Consider the following 19,347-nt stretch of genomic DNA (forward strand, 5'->3'; position numbering starts at 1 on the left):
TTCCTTGATGATGGTGGACGTTGAATGAATTTGTGAAGCTCTAAAGAAGCTTTAGATTAGTGAATTGACCAGCAGCGATCGAGCCATTGGGTCAAGGTTTGACGCGGGGCAGTTAACTGCTGAATGACGCTTCTGACTTGCAAAATGTCAGTCAAGTTGTTGACATCAACTCGGAGAAAGCCGTCAGAGGTCAGAGTACAGGTGATCGAAAGCTCTTGAAGGCGGTAGTGGGCAATCCAGCGATCGCCGCGAGAAATTTGCAAGATTTGTCCAGGAGCGGGCTGAGAATGCTTCATGAGTGCCGGGTAGTTGAGATAAATTCTTAACTTTTGCTGAGCGAGATAGACGAGTGTCCTGGTTTCAAGAAGAGCTTTTTAACAAGGAACTCAGTTTGTCGAAATCAGATGCTTTGTACTAGATAGATCAATCGTCAGCGAGCTTCGACTTACTGCGTTTAACTTATTGCGAAAGATATTCAATAGAATATAAGAATCAAGATACAGCAAAATCTTTTATTTGCAAACACTTGTCATTAAGCTTGCCCATTTCCTCACAAAAACAAAGCGCGGAAGTAACGACTAAACCGCTCCTAAAACAGGACACAGTAATTCGTCACATCCGCGATTTTCAAATGTTTAAAACGATTAAGCTGACTTGCCTCTCTACTTGCCTCTCTAAAGGTTAGAGAACAGAGAATAGTTTAATTCAGGTTCTAGGAATTGCCGTTGCGAGACAATTTTGGTGGAACAGGAAGCTTTTGAGCCGTTTGTAACGACTGCACCAACTGAGCCAGCGCCGACTCTAGCTGCACGCCTGGATCTTGAGCGACCCAGCCCTGAGTCGTCAATTGCCGAAACTCAAAGTGTAAATGGGGGCCCGTAGAATTGCCTGTACTGCCGACTCGCCCAATCACCGTGCCTTGCTTCACCACTTCTCCAGGCTTGACAAAGATTTCTGATAAGTGAGCGTAGAGAGTTTGCTGAGTGCCTTGAGTGTGTTCTAGGGCGATCGCCAGCCCATATCCCCCAAAGAAATCAGCCAGCATGACGCGACCTGTCAACGCCGCCAAAACCGGAGTCCCCATCGGTACGCCCAGATCCGTCCCTGAGTGATGTCGCTGATCGCCCGTAATCGGATGAACTCGCCAGCCAAACACCGACGTAATCACCGAAGGAATCGATAAAGGAAACAGCAAGCGCACATTGTTGTTTCCAGGAATTCCGAGTGGGCGAACGCTGCGATTGTAATAGTTTTTGACAAAGGCGGACGCAGACAGCGGAGTTGTCACCGGAGGCGCTGTATTTTCCAAACGTCGCTCATAGCTGACTCGCTCAACTCGAATCGGAGCCGCCGCCTGAGCCGTAGAGTAGCCGCCTGTAAAGCCACTCGATCGCTCCCTCGCCACTTTCGTCGGACTGCCACAAGCCCCATTTGCCAAAGTTTTTCCCGCTTCTAAAGCAAATTCACAGCCAGAGGAGCGATCGGTAAAAACGATCGTGCTGGGTGCTTCGTACTCATTCGCTGGGGAAGCCGTGGATGGAGAAGTCGTGGATTGAGGAACCGTCTCAATTTGAAGAGCAGGCGGTTCGGGTTTTGCTGAAGCGGGAGAGACCGCAGAGGGAGCCATCAGGTCAGAAGCCGTCTGAGAGACAGAAGGAGCCGCCTTAGACGGGGTAGAAATTACGATTTGAGGAATGTCAGAGGGAGCCTGCGCCAGGGCAACTCCACTACTTAGAATGCCAACTCCGCTCAGGCAGCTTAACTGTTTTAGTAGAGAACGCTGTCTCCAAAAGCTTTGGGCATTGCGCGGCTGACTCATTAACACTCTCCTCGATAAATAGGACTGGGATAGCTCTCAGACTTGTCGCCCACGATCGTGCGAAAGTTCCGATATGACTTGGGACGAGACGGAATCGAGAGGAATGCTCGATCGAGCGGCTCACCCAACTCCGTAATCTTGCTCAACCCTAGTTAAACATATCCCAAGTTTTTGACTCTGATCCTCGAAAATTCTACGAGCAATTGCTGCCTAACGAACGCTTTATTTGTAAATTTACGGGGGGCGATCATACTTTCTTGATACAGCCTTTATATTTCAAATCCGACAACTTGAGGAATCCATTGCTAAAGTGAACCTAAAATCTAGCAAAATCCGTTATGCACACCTGGCACTGGCAAACCTGGAATGAGCTTCCCTATCTAACCTGTAGCTTGCTGGAATCGTGGCAGCACGGCTTTTTTACGCAGCAATTTTCTCCGCGATCGCCTTTCCTCCTGACCGAAGTTCTCAATCCCAATGCCAGCGCTTACCGACTTCAGCAAGTCCACGGAAACAACGTGTTAGCCCCTTCGGAGATGCCCGACTTTTCAGCAGAGAATTTTTTGGCGGGAGATGGTCTGATCAGCGACCAGTTTGGTCAAGCTGTCTGGGTGTGTAGTGCAGACTGTACCCCGGTGCTGATTGCCGATACGCAAACGGGACACGTCTCCGCGATTCATGCAGGCTGGCGAGGAACTTCTCAAAAAATTGTGCCTCACGCGATCGCTCGACTTTGCGCTCAGGGCAGTCAGCCATCCGATTTACGCATTGCGATGGGGCCCGCGATCGCGGGTGAAGTTTATCAAGTATCTACCCATGTCGCTGTAGAAGTGGGAGCGACGGTGCTGGCGATCGATCCAGACAGTCCGCTAGAAGCCAGCATAGAGCGACTCTTGGCCCTACCCAATTCCCCCATACTCCCCGATGCGACCCCAGGGCGAGTCCGATTAGACGTGCGACGGGTGAATGCGTTGCAGATTGAGCAGTTGGGCATCAGTCCCGATCAGGTGGCGATCGCGCCTCACTGCACCTATCAAGACGCGACCAAATTTTTCTCCTACCGTCGTGAAAAGCTCAAAAAAGCCCAATGGTCAGGCATCGTCAGTCAAAATCCCACAAGCTAACCAGATAACACAATGAAGTTTTTTCGCTTCGGTACCCAGCGCGCCAGCCCCTCAATTCCCAATTCTGGAGAACTTTCGGACGAATTTTTTGGCTCAAAGTCCTTCGCGCCATCCCTCCTCCCTCTTCCCTCCTCCCTCCTCCCTCCTCCCTTCTACCTCCCTCCCCAAAGCTTTTAGCGAAAGACTCCGACTACTCTCGGCATTGGGAAAGTGAGCATTGATTGCCAGCGCATTGTTGTAGCTCTCGATCGCCGCCTGATGTCTGCCCAATCGCCCCAAAGAAACGCCCCGACTGTACCAGGCTTTATCACATTGAGGATTTAAACTCAACGCCTCGTCATAGCTTTCGATTGCTGCCTCAGTCTGTCCCAAGTGCCCCAGGGCGCGGCCGCGTCGATACCAACTGTCAGCGCAAATTGGATAGATTGCTAACGCTTGATCAAAGCTAGCGATCGCTGCCTCATATTGATGCGTTTTGCGAAGGGCAATGCCGCGACTAATCCAGGCATCATGAAAGTCAGGTTTTAGAGTGAGAGCCTGGTCATATCGGGCGATCGCGTCTTCATAAAACCCCAAATGCTGATAGGCGCACCCTTGATTGTGCCAGGCTTCATACAAATCGGGTTTGAGCGTCAAAGCTTGCTGATAACTGGCGATCGCATCTTCGTACAGACACAGCGCCTCTAGCGTATTGCCCCGGTTGTACCAGGTTTCGTGAGAATCGGCGTGAAGGGCGATCGCTTTGTCGTAACTTTCTAAAGCTTGCTCGTGAGAGCCGAGTTTGTGCAAAATATTGGCGTAGTTGTACCAGACTTCGTGTAAGTCAGACTTGATGCGTAACACTCGTTCGTAGCAAATTAGCGCCTCCGCATAGCGCCCCAACCGATTAAACAGGTTGCCCTGATTGTAGTGAGCATCGGAAAAATGGGGACGAAACTTGAGCGCCCGATCGTAGCTCACGATCGCTTCATCATAGCGGCGCAGTTGAGTCAGCACGATCGCCCGATTGTACCAGCCCCGCGCGTAGTCCGGTTTGAGTTTGAGCGTTTCTTCGTAGCAGTGCAGCGCCTCCCCAACCGACCCCAACTTCACCAGCGCGTTGCCCCGGTTGTACCAGGCTTTGTAGTTGTTGGCGTAGAGGTCAAGCGTGCGATCGTAGCTGGCGATGGCTTCTTCATATCGTCCCAGTTTTGCCAGGATCATGCCTTGATTGTGCCAGGCGGGAGCAAAGTCAAGTTTGAGAAGGATGACTTCTTTAAAGCTGGCGATCGCCGCTTCATATTGTCCGAGTTCCTGGAGTGCTCTCCCTCGCTCATACCAACCGATGTACCAATTGGGATACCGCTCTAATGCTTTGTCAAAGTAGGCGATCGCCCCTTCGTAGGAGCCAGCTTTGCTCAGTTGCTGTCCTTGATGAAGCAGAAATTCGATTTGCGAGTTGAGAGGTTGACGCATATCCTCACAGACTGGGGACACGCTCTTCATATTAACGTGGAGTGCGATCGACAAATTACTACGGTCAAGATTTAACACGGTTGCAGACGCGAGAAATCGCCTGTAAGACTCTTCCTACAGACGATTTGTAATGTGAAGTACCCAACTCTGATGCTACGCATACAGAGCGGGCTTCCAGTTTCATCGGTCAGTGCCACGTTGGGGAATCTCGCGAACGAGATTTCGTACCGAGTACGATCTTGGTCTTACCTGTCCTCCGGAGGTGTGCTACACGCGCTGTGAGCCTAACTCCCGCAGCAGATTGCTCTACTACCCTGGCAGCAACCCTGCTTCCCAAGGTTGTTGATTTCAATTCGACAGACGCATCTTGGATTTACGGAAATCTCCGACCAGCAGGACTTGTTTCTTTCCCGTTGCTCATGCTCGTTCCAGGGCGAGTTAGACTCAAGCCTTTTGTTGTCAGCCATGCGGGTGGGTCAACGACCAATACAAGCATATCAAACTCTCTCGTTGCGTTTGTAAGAGAGTGGCGCTTCTTCGCCGTCCCCAAGCTCTTGTTCAGCTACGCTTCACATCGGTTAAGGGGACAGTTCATCAACGCCCTGGCTTTCATCCCGACGCTCAATCAAAGATTAGAGCGCAAGACTTCCCGCCGAATAGTCAAACAGACAACAACTGCCGACCCAACGCTTGAGCATCGTTTAAAGCCAGTTGCGGCTCTTTGAGATTGAAGTTCAACGCCAAGTTAGACACTCTGCCTTGGTAAGTGAGATTGACATTTAGCAACACCCGCCCGCCCGAAGCGGTATTGAGGTCAGCGTCAAAACTCGCCGAATTGATTTGCAGCAGATTGGCTAACCCAAACCGTGCAATGAAATCATTGGCAGACGCGGCGGCTCCTACACCTCGCTTGGTTAGCGCCAACGTTTCTTGAGTTGCGGTTAACGTTCCAGTCGCAGTTTTGAGCAGTACCAACGGCCCAGACACTCTGAGATCAAGGTCGATCGGAGTCGTATTCAGCCCTCGTCTCGCCAACTCAAGCGCTCCCTTGGCGATGGTGAGTCCGCCTGTTGCCCCTTTGAGTGCCGTTTCGAGTCCTGCAATCTCAAGCCCTAACTTGGTAATGCGGGCAGCGTTGGCGGGGCTAGGAATGCCAGGAGAACAACTCGTCTTACCCGTAAACGGGTTTTTGATGCAGATGTCGGCTGGCTTGAGGCGAGCAATCTCCTGCTGTCGGGAGCGAATGCCGTTACTAAGTTCGTTGACTTTGGCTTGCTTGGTGTTGAAATCTGCTTGAGCGCTGTCAAACTTCTGTTGAGCCGCCGCCCGTTCTCCCCGGACGATCGCTCGTTGTTGATCCACCGTTTGCTGAAGACTATTCACATCTCGTTGAGCCGCATCGACTCGTGTTTGAGCGATCGTGATATCGGCTTGCGCTTTGTCTGCCGCTTGTTTGATGACTTGCGTGGCTTCGGTTTTGATGAACTGCAAGAGATCGGTTTGCATCGTGGCAGAAACTCGGAAGTTTGCCCGATCGGTGAGTCGCGTTCCGCTTGCCCGCATACTGCCGCCAAACCGACCAAACAAGTTACCTGACACCGCAAACAGGAAAGAATTCTCGCTGACGTTAATGCGAGTTTCACCCCGCAGACCCAGAAGTTGAACGGCTCCAGACACATCCATCGTCGGGATTTGGTTGGGCTTGATTGCGAGGAATACACTCGGTTTGGGTTGACCGTTTGCTCCCGTGAGTTGGAAGATGCTGAGGTCGATCGGGTTCAGTTCACCGCGAAGATCGGCACCTTGATCGCGATCGATGCTCATTGCCACAGAGCCACCCAGCCCGAATAAGTCCAGCGAACCACTACATTCAAAGCGTCGATCGCTGATTTGCACATCGCCACTAAACGCCGTTTTGTCAGCAATCTTGAGATAGCTGCGTCCCTCTAATCGGAAGGCGGTGCTGTTTTTAGGCTGAATGGCGACTCGACCTGCAAAACCCATCTCGATCGTATCCGCAACTTTGCCAACCATTTGGAAGCCAGTGGCGAAGCCTGTCGAGCCAGATGCCGCCAACCCAAACGTCGTCTCAAAACTGGCGAGATTCTTCACCGCACACTTGCCTTTGAGGAACACCACAAGTCCCTCTTCGTTAGGAGTCGTGACGGTCGGCAAGATGCTCAAAACTGAATTGACTGGCGCGGTGGATGCTAATCCGAGTTGTGAATAGGCGATTTGTTTGAGGGCAGGTTGAGCAGCAATCTGTCTGAATTCGTCGGGCGTAGTGACGAGCCAGCCGAGACTTCCTGACAGGGCACCAAATGAGACGGCGGTGTTGCCAACCCGATCGGACAGCGGCATCGCCTGAATTAAATCGTTGACAGAAAGCGTCTTCATGCCGTTCATTAGTTTGGCAAGACTGGCGTAGGCGTTGATTTCGGGGCCGCCTTTGTCGTCGCCTAAGAGCGTTCCGTTAGGACTCAAGTATTTGGGCAACTCTAAGAAATTCTTTTTGAGGGAGAAGGTGAGATTGAGGTTTTTGGGAGCCGAGTTGGGGTCGAGGAGGAAGTCTCGATCGGTAAAGAACTGTTTGAAATTCGACAGCAGTTTTCCGGCTTCTGCAAGGTCAAAGGTCGGCATCGGAAACTGAGCATGGGCACCCAATTCAACGCCTTCTAGCCCCAAGTATTCAATGCCAATCTCGTCATAGAACAAGGGAATCGGAATCGGAATCACCGTCTGATACACAATCACCATAAATAGTTTGTCGAGAATCAATCGACGGTGCAGACTGCGCGACGAGGGCAGCGGATTGTTCTCAATTTCAGGTAACAGCAGTGAACTCGCCAGCGTTACCAAATCGAATTGGTCTAGCGTTGCATCGACTTGCAGCAAGAACAAGCTACCGCCTGCCAATTCGCCAAACGAGATGCCGCGAAGCTGTACACAATTCAGAACGGGCAAGACTCCCATTAGCGCCGGAGACATCAGCTTAATCGGCGGATCGCCTTCTTTGACTCGTGCATCAAACCGCACGCTGCCTTCGGGGGTGACGACTAAATCAAAGTCAAAGCTCTGAGGAATCTCGATGTTGAGATATTGCTTAAAGCTATCGGGCAGCTCGTCTAAATGGTCGCCAATCACCGTCAAACTATCCTTAATTTCGGCAGGAAGGTTGGCTCCGATCGCGCCCAATTCAGCAATTAATTCATCGACTTTAAAGTTGCCCTGATCATCCACAATCTTGATTTCTTTGAGCGGCACACTGTTGGGCAACGCATCCGCGGCACCTTGAAGTTTGCAGGCTTTGAGCAACTGTTTCATCGGAGTCATCGGCAACGCCAAGGGCTTAATCGTCTCAAATCCGCCGCTGGCCATAAAGCTCGATCGAGTCAAGTCATACTTAAACACAGGCACTTTGAACTTAACTTCGCCAAATTCGCCCTCGTTGCCAAGCTTGCAATACCAGAAGGTTTCGCCGTTTTCTTCGACTAACTGCACAGCTTTTAAGATCGAAGAGGTCGGCATGATTTGGATGCCTGCGGTGCCGATGCTGAGTTCGGCTTTGACGACGGTGTTGTCTCGATCGCTAGGGTCAAACGTGTTGAAGAATTCGACGAGTGCAGTGCCGTCATCGTTAACGCCAAACAGTTTATTTAAGTTAGCGGGCAATCCGACTCCAAGCTGTGCCCCTAATTCGATCGCTTGTCCAAGCCGAATCACCAGATCCGACACATCTAAACTCGCCACCCCTAAATCAATTTGGGTATCAGCATCGATCTCGATCGGAGGAATCACAAAATCAAACGGTTGCAGCACTCGATCTGCGGTTAAAGTGACACGATAACGATCGGCTGTGAATGTGGTTTGGATCGTCTCCGGCAAGTATTTGTGAACAGTGGGGTGAAATCCCTGAAACGCTAACGTGACTGCTGCTTCAAATGCAAATTCGGTCGTCGTGGAATCGAGGCTGGGTTGACGTACGATCGAGACTCCGCCAAACTCTAAATCCATTGATGATGTGGGCGGCAATGCCAAACGAACGCTGGCATGATCGGGTTCAAACATCAGTCCCACAGTGCTGTCAGTCTGTTTGAATAGCGTCAGAGTTCCTTCAAAATCAAGCACGTCTGTAATTTGAATGGCACCCGATGCCGACAGACTCCAAGCCGATTGCGCGGTGCTGGGTTCGGTCGTTCGTTCTTTACTCAACTCCAACCCAATTTGCGACAAGCTGAAGTGTCCCGCGTCTTCTAAATCGACGATTTTAATTGCGGGAGTCGCGGCTGCAAAAAGCTTGAGACTTCTCTCGTCTTGCGTTTGACGATATTCCGCTGCCAACGTTAGAGACTGAGCGAATAATTCTGCCTCGACTGCACCAGAGATTGACCACTCTTGCCCCGCAAGTTTGAACTCTAGTTGAACTTCGTTGAGGGCAAATTCTTCAGCAATGACCAACGAGTTTTGACCGTGAATGGCGATCGCGCACTCAATCTGATCATCCTCGCGGCTCATCGCAAGACTGGTTTCTGTAATGCTAAATCCGTTTCCACTGGGGGGAAAACTCAACGCCTGAGCAGAACTGGCTCGAAACGAGAAGCTGCGAGACTTTGGCTGAATGGTGGTTTCAATATCCTTAAAGGCAAGGTTTGGCAGATCAGGGGGCATTGATGCGCCGTTTAGAAATGTTGCCGCGATCGCTGAGATGTCGAGTTGTGCGATCGTCCATTGCAGAACCACTTCGCCTTCAACCTTGCCGACCAATAGCGCAGTAGAAATCTCACTATCACCCACGCGAACGCTACCGCTAATGCTCCCTGCAATATCCCCTGCAATCACTTGTAAGGCAAGCTGTCCGTCTCGCAGATCTAACCACGCAGCACCAGGAATGCGGCAAATCGGTAGCTGTTTAGCGCTGAGAGCGAAGTTTACACGATCGTTGGAATCTTGAAAAACGGCTTCTACTAAAACGTTAGTGGCGTTGAGAATTGAAGCCAATCCCGTAAGGGTGACGCGATCGCTTTCAGCAATAATTTCAGCTTGATTGAAAACGATTCCTTCGCTTTCGAGTAAGGCGAACAGACTGCCTAACGGGAGAGACTCGATCGTGGATTCTTTGAGTTCAAGTTGTCCATTTTGCAGAGTGGACTGGAGAATGGTTGCAATTTGAGAAACAGTCATGGAGCAATTTTCCTTAGAGGGAATAGAGAGTTTAAGCACGTCAAAAACAGTCAGCGATCAATCAATTAAAGATTGCTGTAGGAAACAGAATTAAAATAACTAATTGATTGCTAAACTGATGTCTGTATGTTGAACGGTTTGAATTCTGTAAACACGAGCAACAACAAAATCGAAATGGTTTTGAACTCCTCTACAAACCGCCTGAATGAATAGACGAGCCACTCAGGAGCGCATGTCTGTGGAGGTGAGTTTTAAAACACTCATCGATCGTAAAGTTCCGGATGCGCCAAAAACTTCTTGATCTCTCTGCGAAAAAACATCGTGTTGTGGGATGCAAATAGCCCTCAATCTTAAGAAGTGTGACATTAATCTTCTGCAATCTTTGATGTCTGAGGCTTCTAAAATTGAAGTGTAAAAAATGAAGTGTAAAAGACTTCTAACGACCGTGAGTTTGAAGCGGTCAACCTGCTCATGGGCTGAGAACACGCTTTTAATCATGAGCCGCGATCGACAACCTGACACAACTAAGATTTAAGATTGCAAATCCAATTCTGCGTTCGCAAGTCAAAGAATTGTCAGTTTGATTTCGTAAATTCTCAAAGCTTGATTCGTCTACAAACGTTCTAACGCTCTTGATATTTGAACCAGAGCAGCATTCAGTGTCGTATGGTTAACCAAATGCTGCATCTGTCAGCGGAACTAAACCTCGATCGCCGTCTTGCCCGCCGAAGGAGACCTCTCTTTGCGATCGCTGCCCGCCATGTGAACTTCCACCATCGCATCATCGCCTGTGATCAATCGTGCGCCTCGCTTGCGCGTAAAGTAGCTCCATCCCCACTGAAACATCACAACCAGTTTGTTGTCGAATTCGATCAGATAGTAGATGTGAGCCACCACCCAGATCAACCAGGCGATGATTCCAGTGAATTGAATAAAGCCCAAATCGACGACGGCAGCATTTTGCCCAATCACCGCCAGACTTCCGATCTCTGCGTAGGAAAAAGCTGGAAGCGACTGTCCTTTGAGTCTTGCTTTGACCAATTTGGCCAGATATTGACCTTCTTGCATCGCGACAGGGGCTACACCAGGCAACGGTTTTTCGCCCTGATGAGCAAAATGCGCCAGATCGCCAATCACAAAAATATCAGGATGGTTTGACACGCTCAGATCCGGTTCGACCATGACACGCCCCACTCGATCGAGGCTGACCTCCGTCCGATCTGACAAAATCTTGCCCATTGCCGAAGCCTTCACACCCGCCGCCCAGAGAATCGTTTGGGCTGGAATCTGCTCAACTTGCTCATTGCGCTCGATCGTCACCACATCGTCTGCAATATTCGTGACTTTGGTTTTGGTCTGCACCGTCACACCGCGTCGCGTCAAAGAGGCTTCTGCTTTGGCAGACAAGTCAGGCGCATAAGGCGGCAACACGCGATCGAGACCTTCGAGCAAGAGAATCTGAGCCTCGGTGGTGTCAATGTTGCGAAAATCTTCTTTGAGGGTTTTGAAGGCCAACTCTGCGATCGCGCCGGCCAGTTCTACTCCAGTTGGGCCGCCACCCACAATCACAAATGTTAGCCACGCTTTGCGCTTTTCGGGGTCGGTTTCCTTTTCGGCTGCTTCAAAGGCCATAAAAATCCGCCGCCGCATCTCGATCGCATCTTCAACCGTCTTTAAGCCGGGAGCATTGTCTTTCCAATGTTCGTTGCCAAAATAGTGGTGACTGACTCCCGTCGCGACAATCAGCGTATCGTAGGGCAATTCTTCCTTTCGCAAAATCACCGTCTTTGCCTGGGGATCAATATCTACGACTTCTTCCATCAAGACGCGAACATTTTTGTGACGACTGAGAATCGATCGCAGCGGCGAAGAAATATCAGCCGGGGAGAGCGTTCCAGTAGCAACCTGATAGAGAAGGGGTTGAAACAAATGGAAATTGCGTTTGTCAATCAGGGTGACTTCGATGGAGGAGTTTCCTAGCGCTTTTGCAGCATAGAGTCCACCAAAACCGCCCCCAATGATGACGACGCGATGTTTGGGCTTTTCAGTTGCGTTGACCATTGTTGTCATACTTGTGGGTCTGGTTGAATCTGGAATTTGAGTCCGAACGATAACGGTGAACGTTAGATCTGAAGCCTGAGACTGAATCTTTAATGCTAAATATGAGCCTAAAGAATCGGAGAGGTTGGCTAGAGTTTACCCAAGCTTCTACTAGTGTAGTCAGCCTGATTCCGAGTCTGAGTAGTTGCTGTTACGGGGATCGCAGTTTTTTACCAATTTGATCCCTTCATTCAATCTTTTCAATAGATAGACGTTAAAGAGACAAAGCGCTTACCTAAAGGGTGAAGTTTTCGTGCAGTCAAGACTAAGACTTTGAGAGGATGTTTTAATTGGGATTTTTCTCACTTCTAAAATAATTGTTAAGGGACGGCGATCGGTCTGTCCACTTTGTAAATCTTCTGCTCAAGACCCCTGCTAGTCTTTGCTTAAAGATTCAAAACCATCACTTACAAAGAATCTTTTTGGAGAAAACGATGCAAAAATACAACGTCGATCGGGATGCTCCGACCAGTGCGTGGGTGGTTCAAGTGTGGGCTTCTTTTGTGCTTTCTGTGTCAGCGACGACGGTTGGAATTCTCAATTTGCCTGTCGATAATTGGGTAAAAGGCTATATGGGAATGGGCGTTTTGTTTACGGTTGGCTCTACCTTTAGTCTGTCAAAAACCACTCGCGATATTCACGAATCCAAGCGGCTAATTTCGAGAGTGGATGAAGCCAAATTAGAGAAGATTTTAGCCGAGCATGATCCCTTCAAAAAATAGCGTTTGAGTTTTGATTGGTAAAGAGAGAAGGGTAATTCGGCGTTGCTGAATCAGGGTGATAAATCATCTGGGACAGGAACATCCCAAAAATTGAGGTACTGTCAAGTCGCCACAATCCTCACTAGCGATCGAATCGTTTCTGCACTGGGCGTTGCTGATTGGAGGGATGAATCTGTGGGAAGTGTCAATCTTTTCGCCCCCTAAATCCCCCAAAATTGGGGGACTTTGAACCTTGGGGTTCCCGCCGCTTTGGGGCAATTCATCCCCTGATTCAGCAACGCCCTGCACTGTAGTTGCCCAAGACCTACCTTAAGATGCCTTAACTAAAAGGGTCAACGATCATCTAGATCCAGACCTTATTTTTTTGAGCGGTAACAGTTTCGAGTTCATCTATACCAGTCTTGAATCAGTTGTAAGAATCTTCAAATGGCGGGTCATTAGTCATTAGTTCTTAGCCACCGATCTGCAACTAATCACTAACCAGAACATCGTTCTTTGAAATTGGAGTTGCGGCTGTTGCCAGAATTGATTGACATGAAAGCATAGCAAAAATGTTTGTCTTCCTGAGTAATGCTGTATTGTAGCTACTCTACAGCCGTAATACTAGAAGAGGATCTGAGGTCTAACCAACTTCAAAACACTGATTTGCGAGACTGATCGCTCCCAACTTTGACAAAAACGATCGAATCGCTCTTTAATAATCAGCGAAGGAATGCCCACACCCAAAATCAATTGGCACCATTCTTTCATCCCTCCTCGCGAAAGCGGGGCAACGCCCTCCCTCATCCCTTCCGCTATGCCTTTCCACGCCACGCTTGCTCAATTGACCGAAGTTCTGGGTGCTGCTCATCAGTTGTCTGACCTGACCAAAACCGCCACCCACATCACCACCGACAGCCGCAACATCAAACCGGGTGAAGTTTTTTTAGCATTGCGGGGCGAAAAGTTTGACGGACACAATTTTGTCAACGCTGCTTTAGAACAGGGCGCGATCGCCGCAATCGTCGATACCCAATTCCCGACTCAAGACTCAAATCTGCTGATCGTTTCAGATACGTTGGCAGCCTATCAAGCGATCGCTCACTGGTGGCGCAAACAATTCAATATTCCAGTGATTGCCATTACAGGCTCGGTCGGCAAAACTACTACCAAGGAACTGATCGCAGCCGCGCTGTCACACTATGGAAAAGTTCTCAAAACTCAAGCAAACTACAACAACGAAATCGGAGTTCCTAAAACGCTGTTGGAACTCGATCATGATTATGATTATGCCGTTGTTGAAATGGGAATGAGAGCGCAAGGAGAAATCGCTTTACTCAGTCAAATCGCCAGTCCTGATATCGCAGTCATTACAAATGTGGGGACGGCACACATCGGCAGATTGGGATCAGAAACCGCGATCGCTCAAGCAAAATGTGAATTGCTGACAGAAATGTCAAGTGATGCGATCGCGATTCTCAATCATGACAGCCCGTTACTGCTAAAGACGGCTCAAATGGTATGGCTCGGAAAAACCATCACTTATGGTCTACAGGGCGGCGACGTTCACGGGCAGTTGATAGATTCTGAAACGCTAAAAGTACAATCTATTCCATTCCATTTACCGCTTCCCGGAGAACACAACGCGCTCAACTTTTTAGCAGTTTTGGCAGTGGTCAAAGCGCTTCACTTAGATGAATCACAACTAACCCATCTAGCAGTCTGTCTACCCGGAGGACGATCGCAAAAGTTTGACTTGCCCAACGATATCGTGATACTGGACGAAACCTACAACGCCGGGCTGGAGTCGATGTTAGCCGCCTTAAAACTTTTGGCACAAACCCCCGGCAAGCGACACATTGCCATCTTAGGAACCATGAAAGAATTGGGCGATCGCTCCCTCGACTTTCATCAACAAGTGGGCGCGATGGTCAAACATCTTCAGCTAGATCAATTATTAATCCTGGCCGATGAGCCAGAAGCGACTGCACTGACGATCGGAGCTTCCTCTCTCAATGCTCAAAAATTTGTCACCCACGCAGACATCATTGAGCACTTAAAGCAGACTATAAAAACTGGGGATCGCCTTTTGTTCAAAGCCTCACGGGCCGTCGGACTCGACCGCGTTGTCGAGGGATTGCGATTGGCTTTAAGTGAGCCATAATCTAGCCACAATTTTGAGAGAAAAATAAAACTGAACTTTAAGCAGATCACTATCTCCAGCTTAAGAATGATTTCGTCTGTTTGGTGAGTCAATAAATTGTGTAGTGTTCACATCCAGTCATAAAGCTTAAGGATTCTAATCATGAAAACTTCAAAAATCTCCAGCGTTTTGGGAATGGGCGCTTTGGCACTGAGCCTCTCTGTTTTGCCCGCTACGATCGCGTCCGCTCAATCCGCTGCACCTGGTACGGGTGGCTCAACCTCTGGCGACACCACGACTGGCACCACTTCCGGCACCTCCAACGTAGAGTACAACAACGAAGGCAGAAACGGCTATTGGGGTTTGCTCGGTTTGCTCGGCTTGTTTGGGCTGATGGGCCGCAAGAGCAGAGATGAAGGAGCCGCTTACCGCGATCCTGGTGTCACCAGCGAAACAACCGGATCTCGCAGATATTAATTTTTTGCTGATGAGGTGCCATAGCCATCAACGGTGACTTGCTACAGATCTTTGCTCCCTAGTTTCCCTACTTGTGCGGGAGTTTGATCGATCGGCTGCAACCTATAGCAATCCTAAATGAGTCATGAACAGATTTTTGTTGCTCCGTTCCAGTCCGCTTCGCCCCCTAAATCCCCCATTCTGGGGGACTTTGAAACTTGGGAATGGGTCTTGAAATCTAGGAAGTCTCTCGGCTCAAAGTTTCCCAACGTTGGGGGATCTAGGGGGCACGATCAACCCTGCATTTCACGAGTGATTTTGGATTGCTATATTTTCATCTGGTATCAGATCCCCGCTTTATAGCAAAGTTGGGGATCTCGTTTTGAAAATATCAAGATCGCAAATGAAGATTTCTAGTGGTTACTAGTCAGTACATCCTCTAAAAAGAGGAGGCTGGATGCATTGGGAGGCAGAAGATTTGGACAAATCACTAATGCAAATCAGCATCCCAAACAGCAATATAAATTCGATCGCTGCTGTTACGTTCGATCGTCCCTTTTAGTCCGTTTTGATTGAAGCTAAATTGATTAGACTGTCGCTGATAGACGCGCTGAAGGCCTTGCATAATGTCGTCCGTTGCTTGGCTGCCCATCATGCCATTGAGCGTGACCCGAATCTGTAAATCGTCGATCGACTGAGCAAAAGAGGCTTCGGTCTGACGCACTTTACCTGAACTTTGATCGTAAATATAGGCGAGAGAAATGCGATCTGGCACCACTTCATATAAAGCACTGCGCGTATTTGCCCAATAGCCTGCCTTAACTCTGGTTGGAGTTCCCAAGGCCGATCGCACTTCGGTCTCAGACGTACCCGTTGGAAATCCTGGAATTCGGGACGGGTCTTTTGGCGGAGTAGGCTCCTGTGGGGCGGGTGGAGTCGGTTCGGGAGAGGCGATAGGCGGGGTGGGTTCAAGCTCGACAGGCTTGGGAGAAGGGGAGGGCGTTTGAATAGGAACAACTTTCTCAGGCTCAGGACTGGGCGAAACCGACGGCTCGACAGACGGCTGAGGACTTTCTGCAACGATCGGGGCAGGTTCAGGTCGTCTCAACAAAACACTGGCTAACCCAACGAGTGCCATCGTCACGCCCGAAAGCGCCACCAGACCCAAAAGTATTTTTAAGCCAGATTTGCGAGAAGGTTCGACAATTTGCCGAGGCGCGATCTGCTGAGACTGAGGCGCGATCGTTTCAACAGGAATTCTGTTAGCAGGCGGACGAAGGGCGATCGTCGGCTCTTCGGTATGCGAAACAATAGGCGGAGGTGGGGTTTGAGACAAGTTTTGCAGTAGCTCCTCGCTGGCCAAGACTGCCCCTCCCGATTCTCCTGGCAACAGTGCCAACCAGTCTTCGATACTCGCCGGGCGATACTGCATGTCGATCGCCATTCCTCGCATGATGGCTTGATTGGTTGCTGCACTGAGATTACGTCTCAACCCACGTGGCTCTGGCATCGGCTGTCTATCTCTCAAAATCGACGCGATCGGGATCGTCGCCGTCACCAAAGAATAAAGCGTCGCCGCCAATCCATAGACATCGGTTGCAGGACTACGCTTTTCTTGAGAAAGGTACTGCTCGATCGGCGCATAGCCCACCGAAATCATGCTGGTATGCGTCTGAGTTGAGCCGGGGGTAAATTCTCGTGCAATGCCAAAGTCGATTAAGACAACCTGCTGAGTGTTTTCTCTAAGAATAATATTTTGGGGCTTGATGTCTCGATGCAGCAGCCCGTTTTGATGAACCACTCGCAGCGCCGAGCCAATTTGTCGAATGTAATGGATGGCTGTGGATTCGGGGAGGGGGCGATCGGGAAACACCAATTCTTCTAGCGTCTCACCGGGAATATAGTCCATCACCATATAAGACAAGCCATCTTCCAAAAAGAAGTCGCTGACTCTGACAATGTTGGGATGTACACAGATCGCCAGCCGTCGCGCCTCATCTTGAAACTTACGCTGAAAATCTAAATAAGCCGCATCATTTCTCAACGCCTCATTGAGCGTCTTGATTACGACCACTTGATTGAGATAGTGATGAGTCGCCTTGAAGGTAATGCCAAACCCTCCTCGACCCAGTTCTGCATCCAGCGTATATTTTCCGCCCTGGAGCGTTTTGCCGATTAGCGTATCCATCATGGGGCTATTCGCGGTAAGCAGTTAGCTTGAGTGAGTCTAGCAAAGTTTTGGCATTGAGATCCTATTCACTAGGTTGGGGAGTGGAGAGGGAAACGTTGGGCGTTAGACAGGGGACGTTGGGCGTTAGACATTGGCGATCGGAATGGAGCAGCGAATGCAAGTAGAAGTCTCTCCAGTTTCGTCACCAGAGGGAAGTTGCAGCAGTTCTAGTCGGCCCTTCATCGCTTCGAGTAGGGTTTGGTTGAGAATCAGGTTAAATCCGGGAGAAAGTTCTAAAGTCGTCTGGTCGGGTGTAGATTCTAGTAAATTGATCGCTTCTTGCCACTGGGCGATCGGGCGTTCGTCTTCTAAAACCAGATGAGCAAATTTGGCATCAATGGCGGATAGAGAAAGCTTGATCTTGCCCTGTTGCATTTGGTTAATCGCACTGCTAACTAGACTGACCAGCGCTTGTCTGAGCCACTGCGGATCAGCCGTCACAAAAATCTCAGGATCGGGTAGCTCGATCGTCATTCTCAAACCGCGATTTTCTGCTAAAAGATGGGTCATATTGTCCACCTCGTGCAGCACGTTGGTCAGTTGTACAGGCTGTAATTTGGGAACGCTGGTGCTGTTTTGGGTTTTGGCAACCTGGATCACTTCATCCAGCAGTCGTACCATTTTTAGCGCTGATTCGTGGGCTTGCGTGATAAATTCGTGTTCTTCTTCGGGCGACTCGCACAGGTCAGCGAGAATGAGTTGGTGAACGCCAATAATACTGTTGAGGGGTGATCGCAATTCGTGAGAAGTCCGCGCCAAAAAACCACCCTTGAATTGGCTCATCTCGATCGCCATTTGATAGGACAGTTGGGTTTGGCGATCGCTCACTTGTTCTATTCGCAGTTTGGAGTGCCACAAAAGCCAGCCTGCCATCAAACCCGCACTCAGACCACTCCCCAGGCACACGAGATTTATCCAGATCATACAAACCTTGACGCACAACCGTTCTCAGAGTACTCGAAGGATTTTTGACCCAGGAGTTCCGCTCTAAGATGAACTAATTTTTTCTTGAAACGAACTTGCTCTAATTAATACACTTATATCCGAATTTTTCTGGATTACCGGAATGGAGGGTTCCCGCGCCCACGTTAGTGGGCAGAGTCCAACTTCTAGAAATCTTCACAAAATCATCTCCTGTTTTGCCATGCATTTGAATCAGTGGAAAGGTAATCAACCACTTAAAAAACCTTGTCGTCGAAAGACACGCTGAACCTTGAAAATTGAATCTATGCGGTTCTACTGCATTTTTCTAGACTCCACCTTGCAGTAGGTAAAAGATTCAGAGGAGCTAGACGAACAGCTTTTTGGAGCAATTGCCTCCAAAATTAAACAGGACTTGCTGAAAAGCAAATAGGGTAGGGCATACCCGAATTAACGCTTGGGGAGAATCCCACCTCTGGGCTAGAGACTGCAAGGAATCTAGTTTAAGTGGTTTCGATGAGCCAAGAATCCCCGTCCCTTTAGGGCTGGGGAGTGTCAACTAATGGAGGGTGATGGCTCCCTGGCGTAAAATTTGCCAGCCGTTTTCGACCCATTTGGCGACGGTGGAGGGCTGTCCGGATGCGGGTTGGCTGGTTTCTAAGTGCATCATTTCAGACGGAGAAAGGGTCAAAACTTCTGGGAATTCTGCTTCGATTTGGGGCATGGTCTGTAGGGCAGGCTGTCCCGATCGATTCACACTCGTCGTTGCCAAAGGGCCCGTTTCTTGCAGAATGGTACGAGCGATCGCCTGATCAGGCACTCTCACGCCGATCGTCGTCGGATCACCGGGGTTCATCACAGCAGGCACTCGCTCAGTGGCAGGCAGCACCAAGGTTAAAGCGCCCGGCCAGTGGCGATCGGTGACCTGTTGCCAAATTTGTTGCTCTGCCTGACTGCCCAAAACGTAGGGCCAAAGATCCTCCAGCGTCGCCGCCATCAAAATCAAAGGCTTGTCTAAACTGCGCTGTTTGGTGGTGAAAATCAGGTCAGCGCGATCGGGCCTCGCCGCCAACGCCGGAACCGTATCCGTGACAAAACTGCCTAGATGTTGGCCCGATCGTATCCCCTCAACAAACTCACGAAATGAAACTTGAGGCATTCTGAACCGTGAAAGAAAAATCTGGTTTAACGTGAATTCGATAAGAGTTTTTCACTTC

At 49.6% G+C, this 19,347-nt stretch carries 13 protein-coding genes; 4 read left to right on the plus strand and 9 right to left on the minus strand.

Features of this window, described 5'->3' with window-relative positions:
• Nucleotides 1–56: 56 nt before the first annotated feature.
• The 3 genes from ACKFKH_RS05385 to ACKFKH_RS05395 all read right to left on the minus strand — a co-directional run bounded on the left by ACKFKH_RS05385 (nt 57) and on the right by ACKFKH_RS05395 (nt 1,965).
• Nucleotides 57–296 carry an Asr1405/Asl0597 family protein gene (locus tag ACKFKH_RS05385; protein ID WP_446857216.1) on the minus strand — a complete coding sequence of 80 codons (240 nt, stop codon included), beginning with the start codon at nt 294–296 and terminating at the stop codon, nt 57–59.
• A 416-nt stretch (nt 297–712) separates the two neighbouring features.
• Nucleotides 713–1,819, minus strand: coding sequence for a peptidoglycan DD-metalloendopeptidase family protein (locus ACKFKH_RS05390; protein ID WP_446857217.1), 1,107 nt, complete (start codon nt 1,817–1,819; stop codon nt 713–715).
• A complete protein-coding gene (locus tag ACKFKH_RS05395) occupies nt 1,819–1,965 on the minus strand; it encodes a hypothetical protein (RefSeq protein ID WP_446857218.1) in 147 nt (48 codons plus the stop codon). The genes ACKFKH_RS05390 and ACKFKH_RS05395 overlap by 1 nt, the downstream gene beginning before the upstream one ends.
• Nucleotides 1,966–2,157: 192 nt before the next feature.
• Here ACKFKH_RS05395 and pgeF point away from each other — a divergent pair, with 192 nt between their 5' ends.
• The gene (gene pgeF / locus ACKFKH_RS05400) at nt 2,158–2,943 is read left to right on the plus strand and encodes a peptidoglycan editing factor PgeF (RefSeq protein ID WP_446857219.1); all 786 of its coding nucleotides are present in this window, start codon (nt 2,158–2,160) and stop codon (nt 2,941–2,943) included.
• A 93-nt stretch (nt 2,944–3,036) separates the two neighbouring features.
• On the opposite strand, the gene ACKFKH_RS05405 is transcribed toward pgeF, so the two are convergent.
• From ACKFKH_RS05405 to ACKFKH_RS05415, 3 genes are all read right to left on the minus strand, one after another.
• The gene (locus tag ACKFKH_RS05405) at nt 3,037–4,398 is read right to left on the minus strand and encodes a tetratricopeptide repeat protein (RefSeq protein WP_446857220.1); all 1,362 of its coding nucleotides are present in this window, start codon (nt 4,396–4,398) and stop codon (nt 3,037–3,039) included.
• Nucleotides 4,399–5,058: 660 nt separating this feature from the next.
• Entirely contained in the window at nt 5,059–9,579 is a 4,521-nt protein-coding gene (locus ACKFKH_RS05410) for a hypothetical protein (RefSeq protein ID WP_446857221.1), read from the minus strand.
• Between the two features lie 699 nt (nt 9,580–10,278).
• Entirely contained in the window at nt 10,279–11,640 is a 1,362-nt protein-coding gene (locus ACKFKH_RS05415) for an NAD(P)/FAD-dependent oxidoreductase (protein WP_446857222.1), read from the minus strand.
• Between the two features lie 473 nt (nt 11,641–12,113).
• On the opposite strand from ACKFKH_RS05415, the gene ACKFKH_RS05420 reads away from it, so the two are divergent.
• The 3 genes from ACKFKH_RS05420 to ACKFKH_RS05430 all read left to right on the plus strand — a co-directional run bounded on the left by ACKFKH_RS05420 (nt 12,114) and on the right by ACKFKH_RS05430 (nt 15,000).
• Nucleotides 12,114–12,401 (plus strand): YiaA/YiaB family inner membrane protein, encoded by a 288-nt coding sequence (locus tag ACKFKH_RS05420; RefSeq protein WP_446857223.1) that lies wholly within the window; start codon nt 12,114–12,116, stop codon nt 12,399–12,401.
• Nucleotides 12,402–13,197: 796 nt separating this feature from the next.
• Nucleotides 13,198–14,544 carry a UDP-N-acetylmuramoyl-tripeptide--D-alanyl-D-alanine ligase gene (locus ACKFKH_RS05425; protein WP_446857224.1) on the plus strand — a complete coding sequence of 449 codons (1,347 nt, stop codon included), beginning with the start codon at nt 13,198–13,200 and terminating at the stop codon, nt 14,542–14,544.
• Nucleotides 14,545–14,685: 141 nt separating this feature from the next.
• The gene (locus ACKFKH_RS05430) at nt 14,686–15,000 is read left to right on the plus strand and encodes a WGxxGxxG family protein (RefSeq protein WP_446857225.1); all 315 of its coding nucleotides are present in this window, start codon (nt 14,686–14,688) and stop codon (nt 14,998–15,000) included.
• 469 nt (nt 15,001–15,469) lie between these two features.
• On the opposite strand, the gene ACKFKH_RS05435 is transcribed toward ACKFKH_RS05430, so the two are convergent.
• The 3 genes from ACKFKH_RS05435 to ACKFKH_RS05445 form a co-directional block, all read right to left on the minus strand.
• Nucleotides 15,470–17,170, minus strand: a complete 1,701-nt coding sequence (locus ACKFKH_RS05435; protein WP_446857226.1) for a serine/threonine protein kinase — start codon at nt 17,168–17,170, stop codon at nt 15,470–15,472.
• Between the two features lie 123 nt (nt 17,171–17,293).
• Entirely contained in the window at nt 17,294–18,133 is an 840-nt protein-coding gene (locus tag ACKFKH_RS05440; RefSeq protein WP_446857227.1) for a sensor histidine kinase, read from the minus strand.
• Nucleotides 18,134–18,689: 556 nt separating this feature from the next.
• A complete protein-coding gene (locus tag ACKFKH_RS05445) occupies nt 18,690–19,289 on the minus strand; it encodes an L-threonylcarbamoyladenylate synthase (protein ID WP_446857228.1) in 600 nt (199 codons plus the stop codon).
• Between the last annotated feature and the right edge of the window lie 58 nt (nt 19,290–19,347).

This window comes from Phormidesmis sp. 146-20, assembly GCF_052939475.1.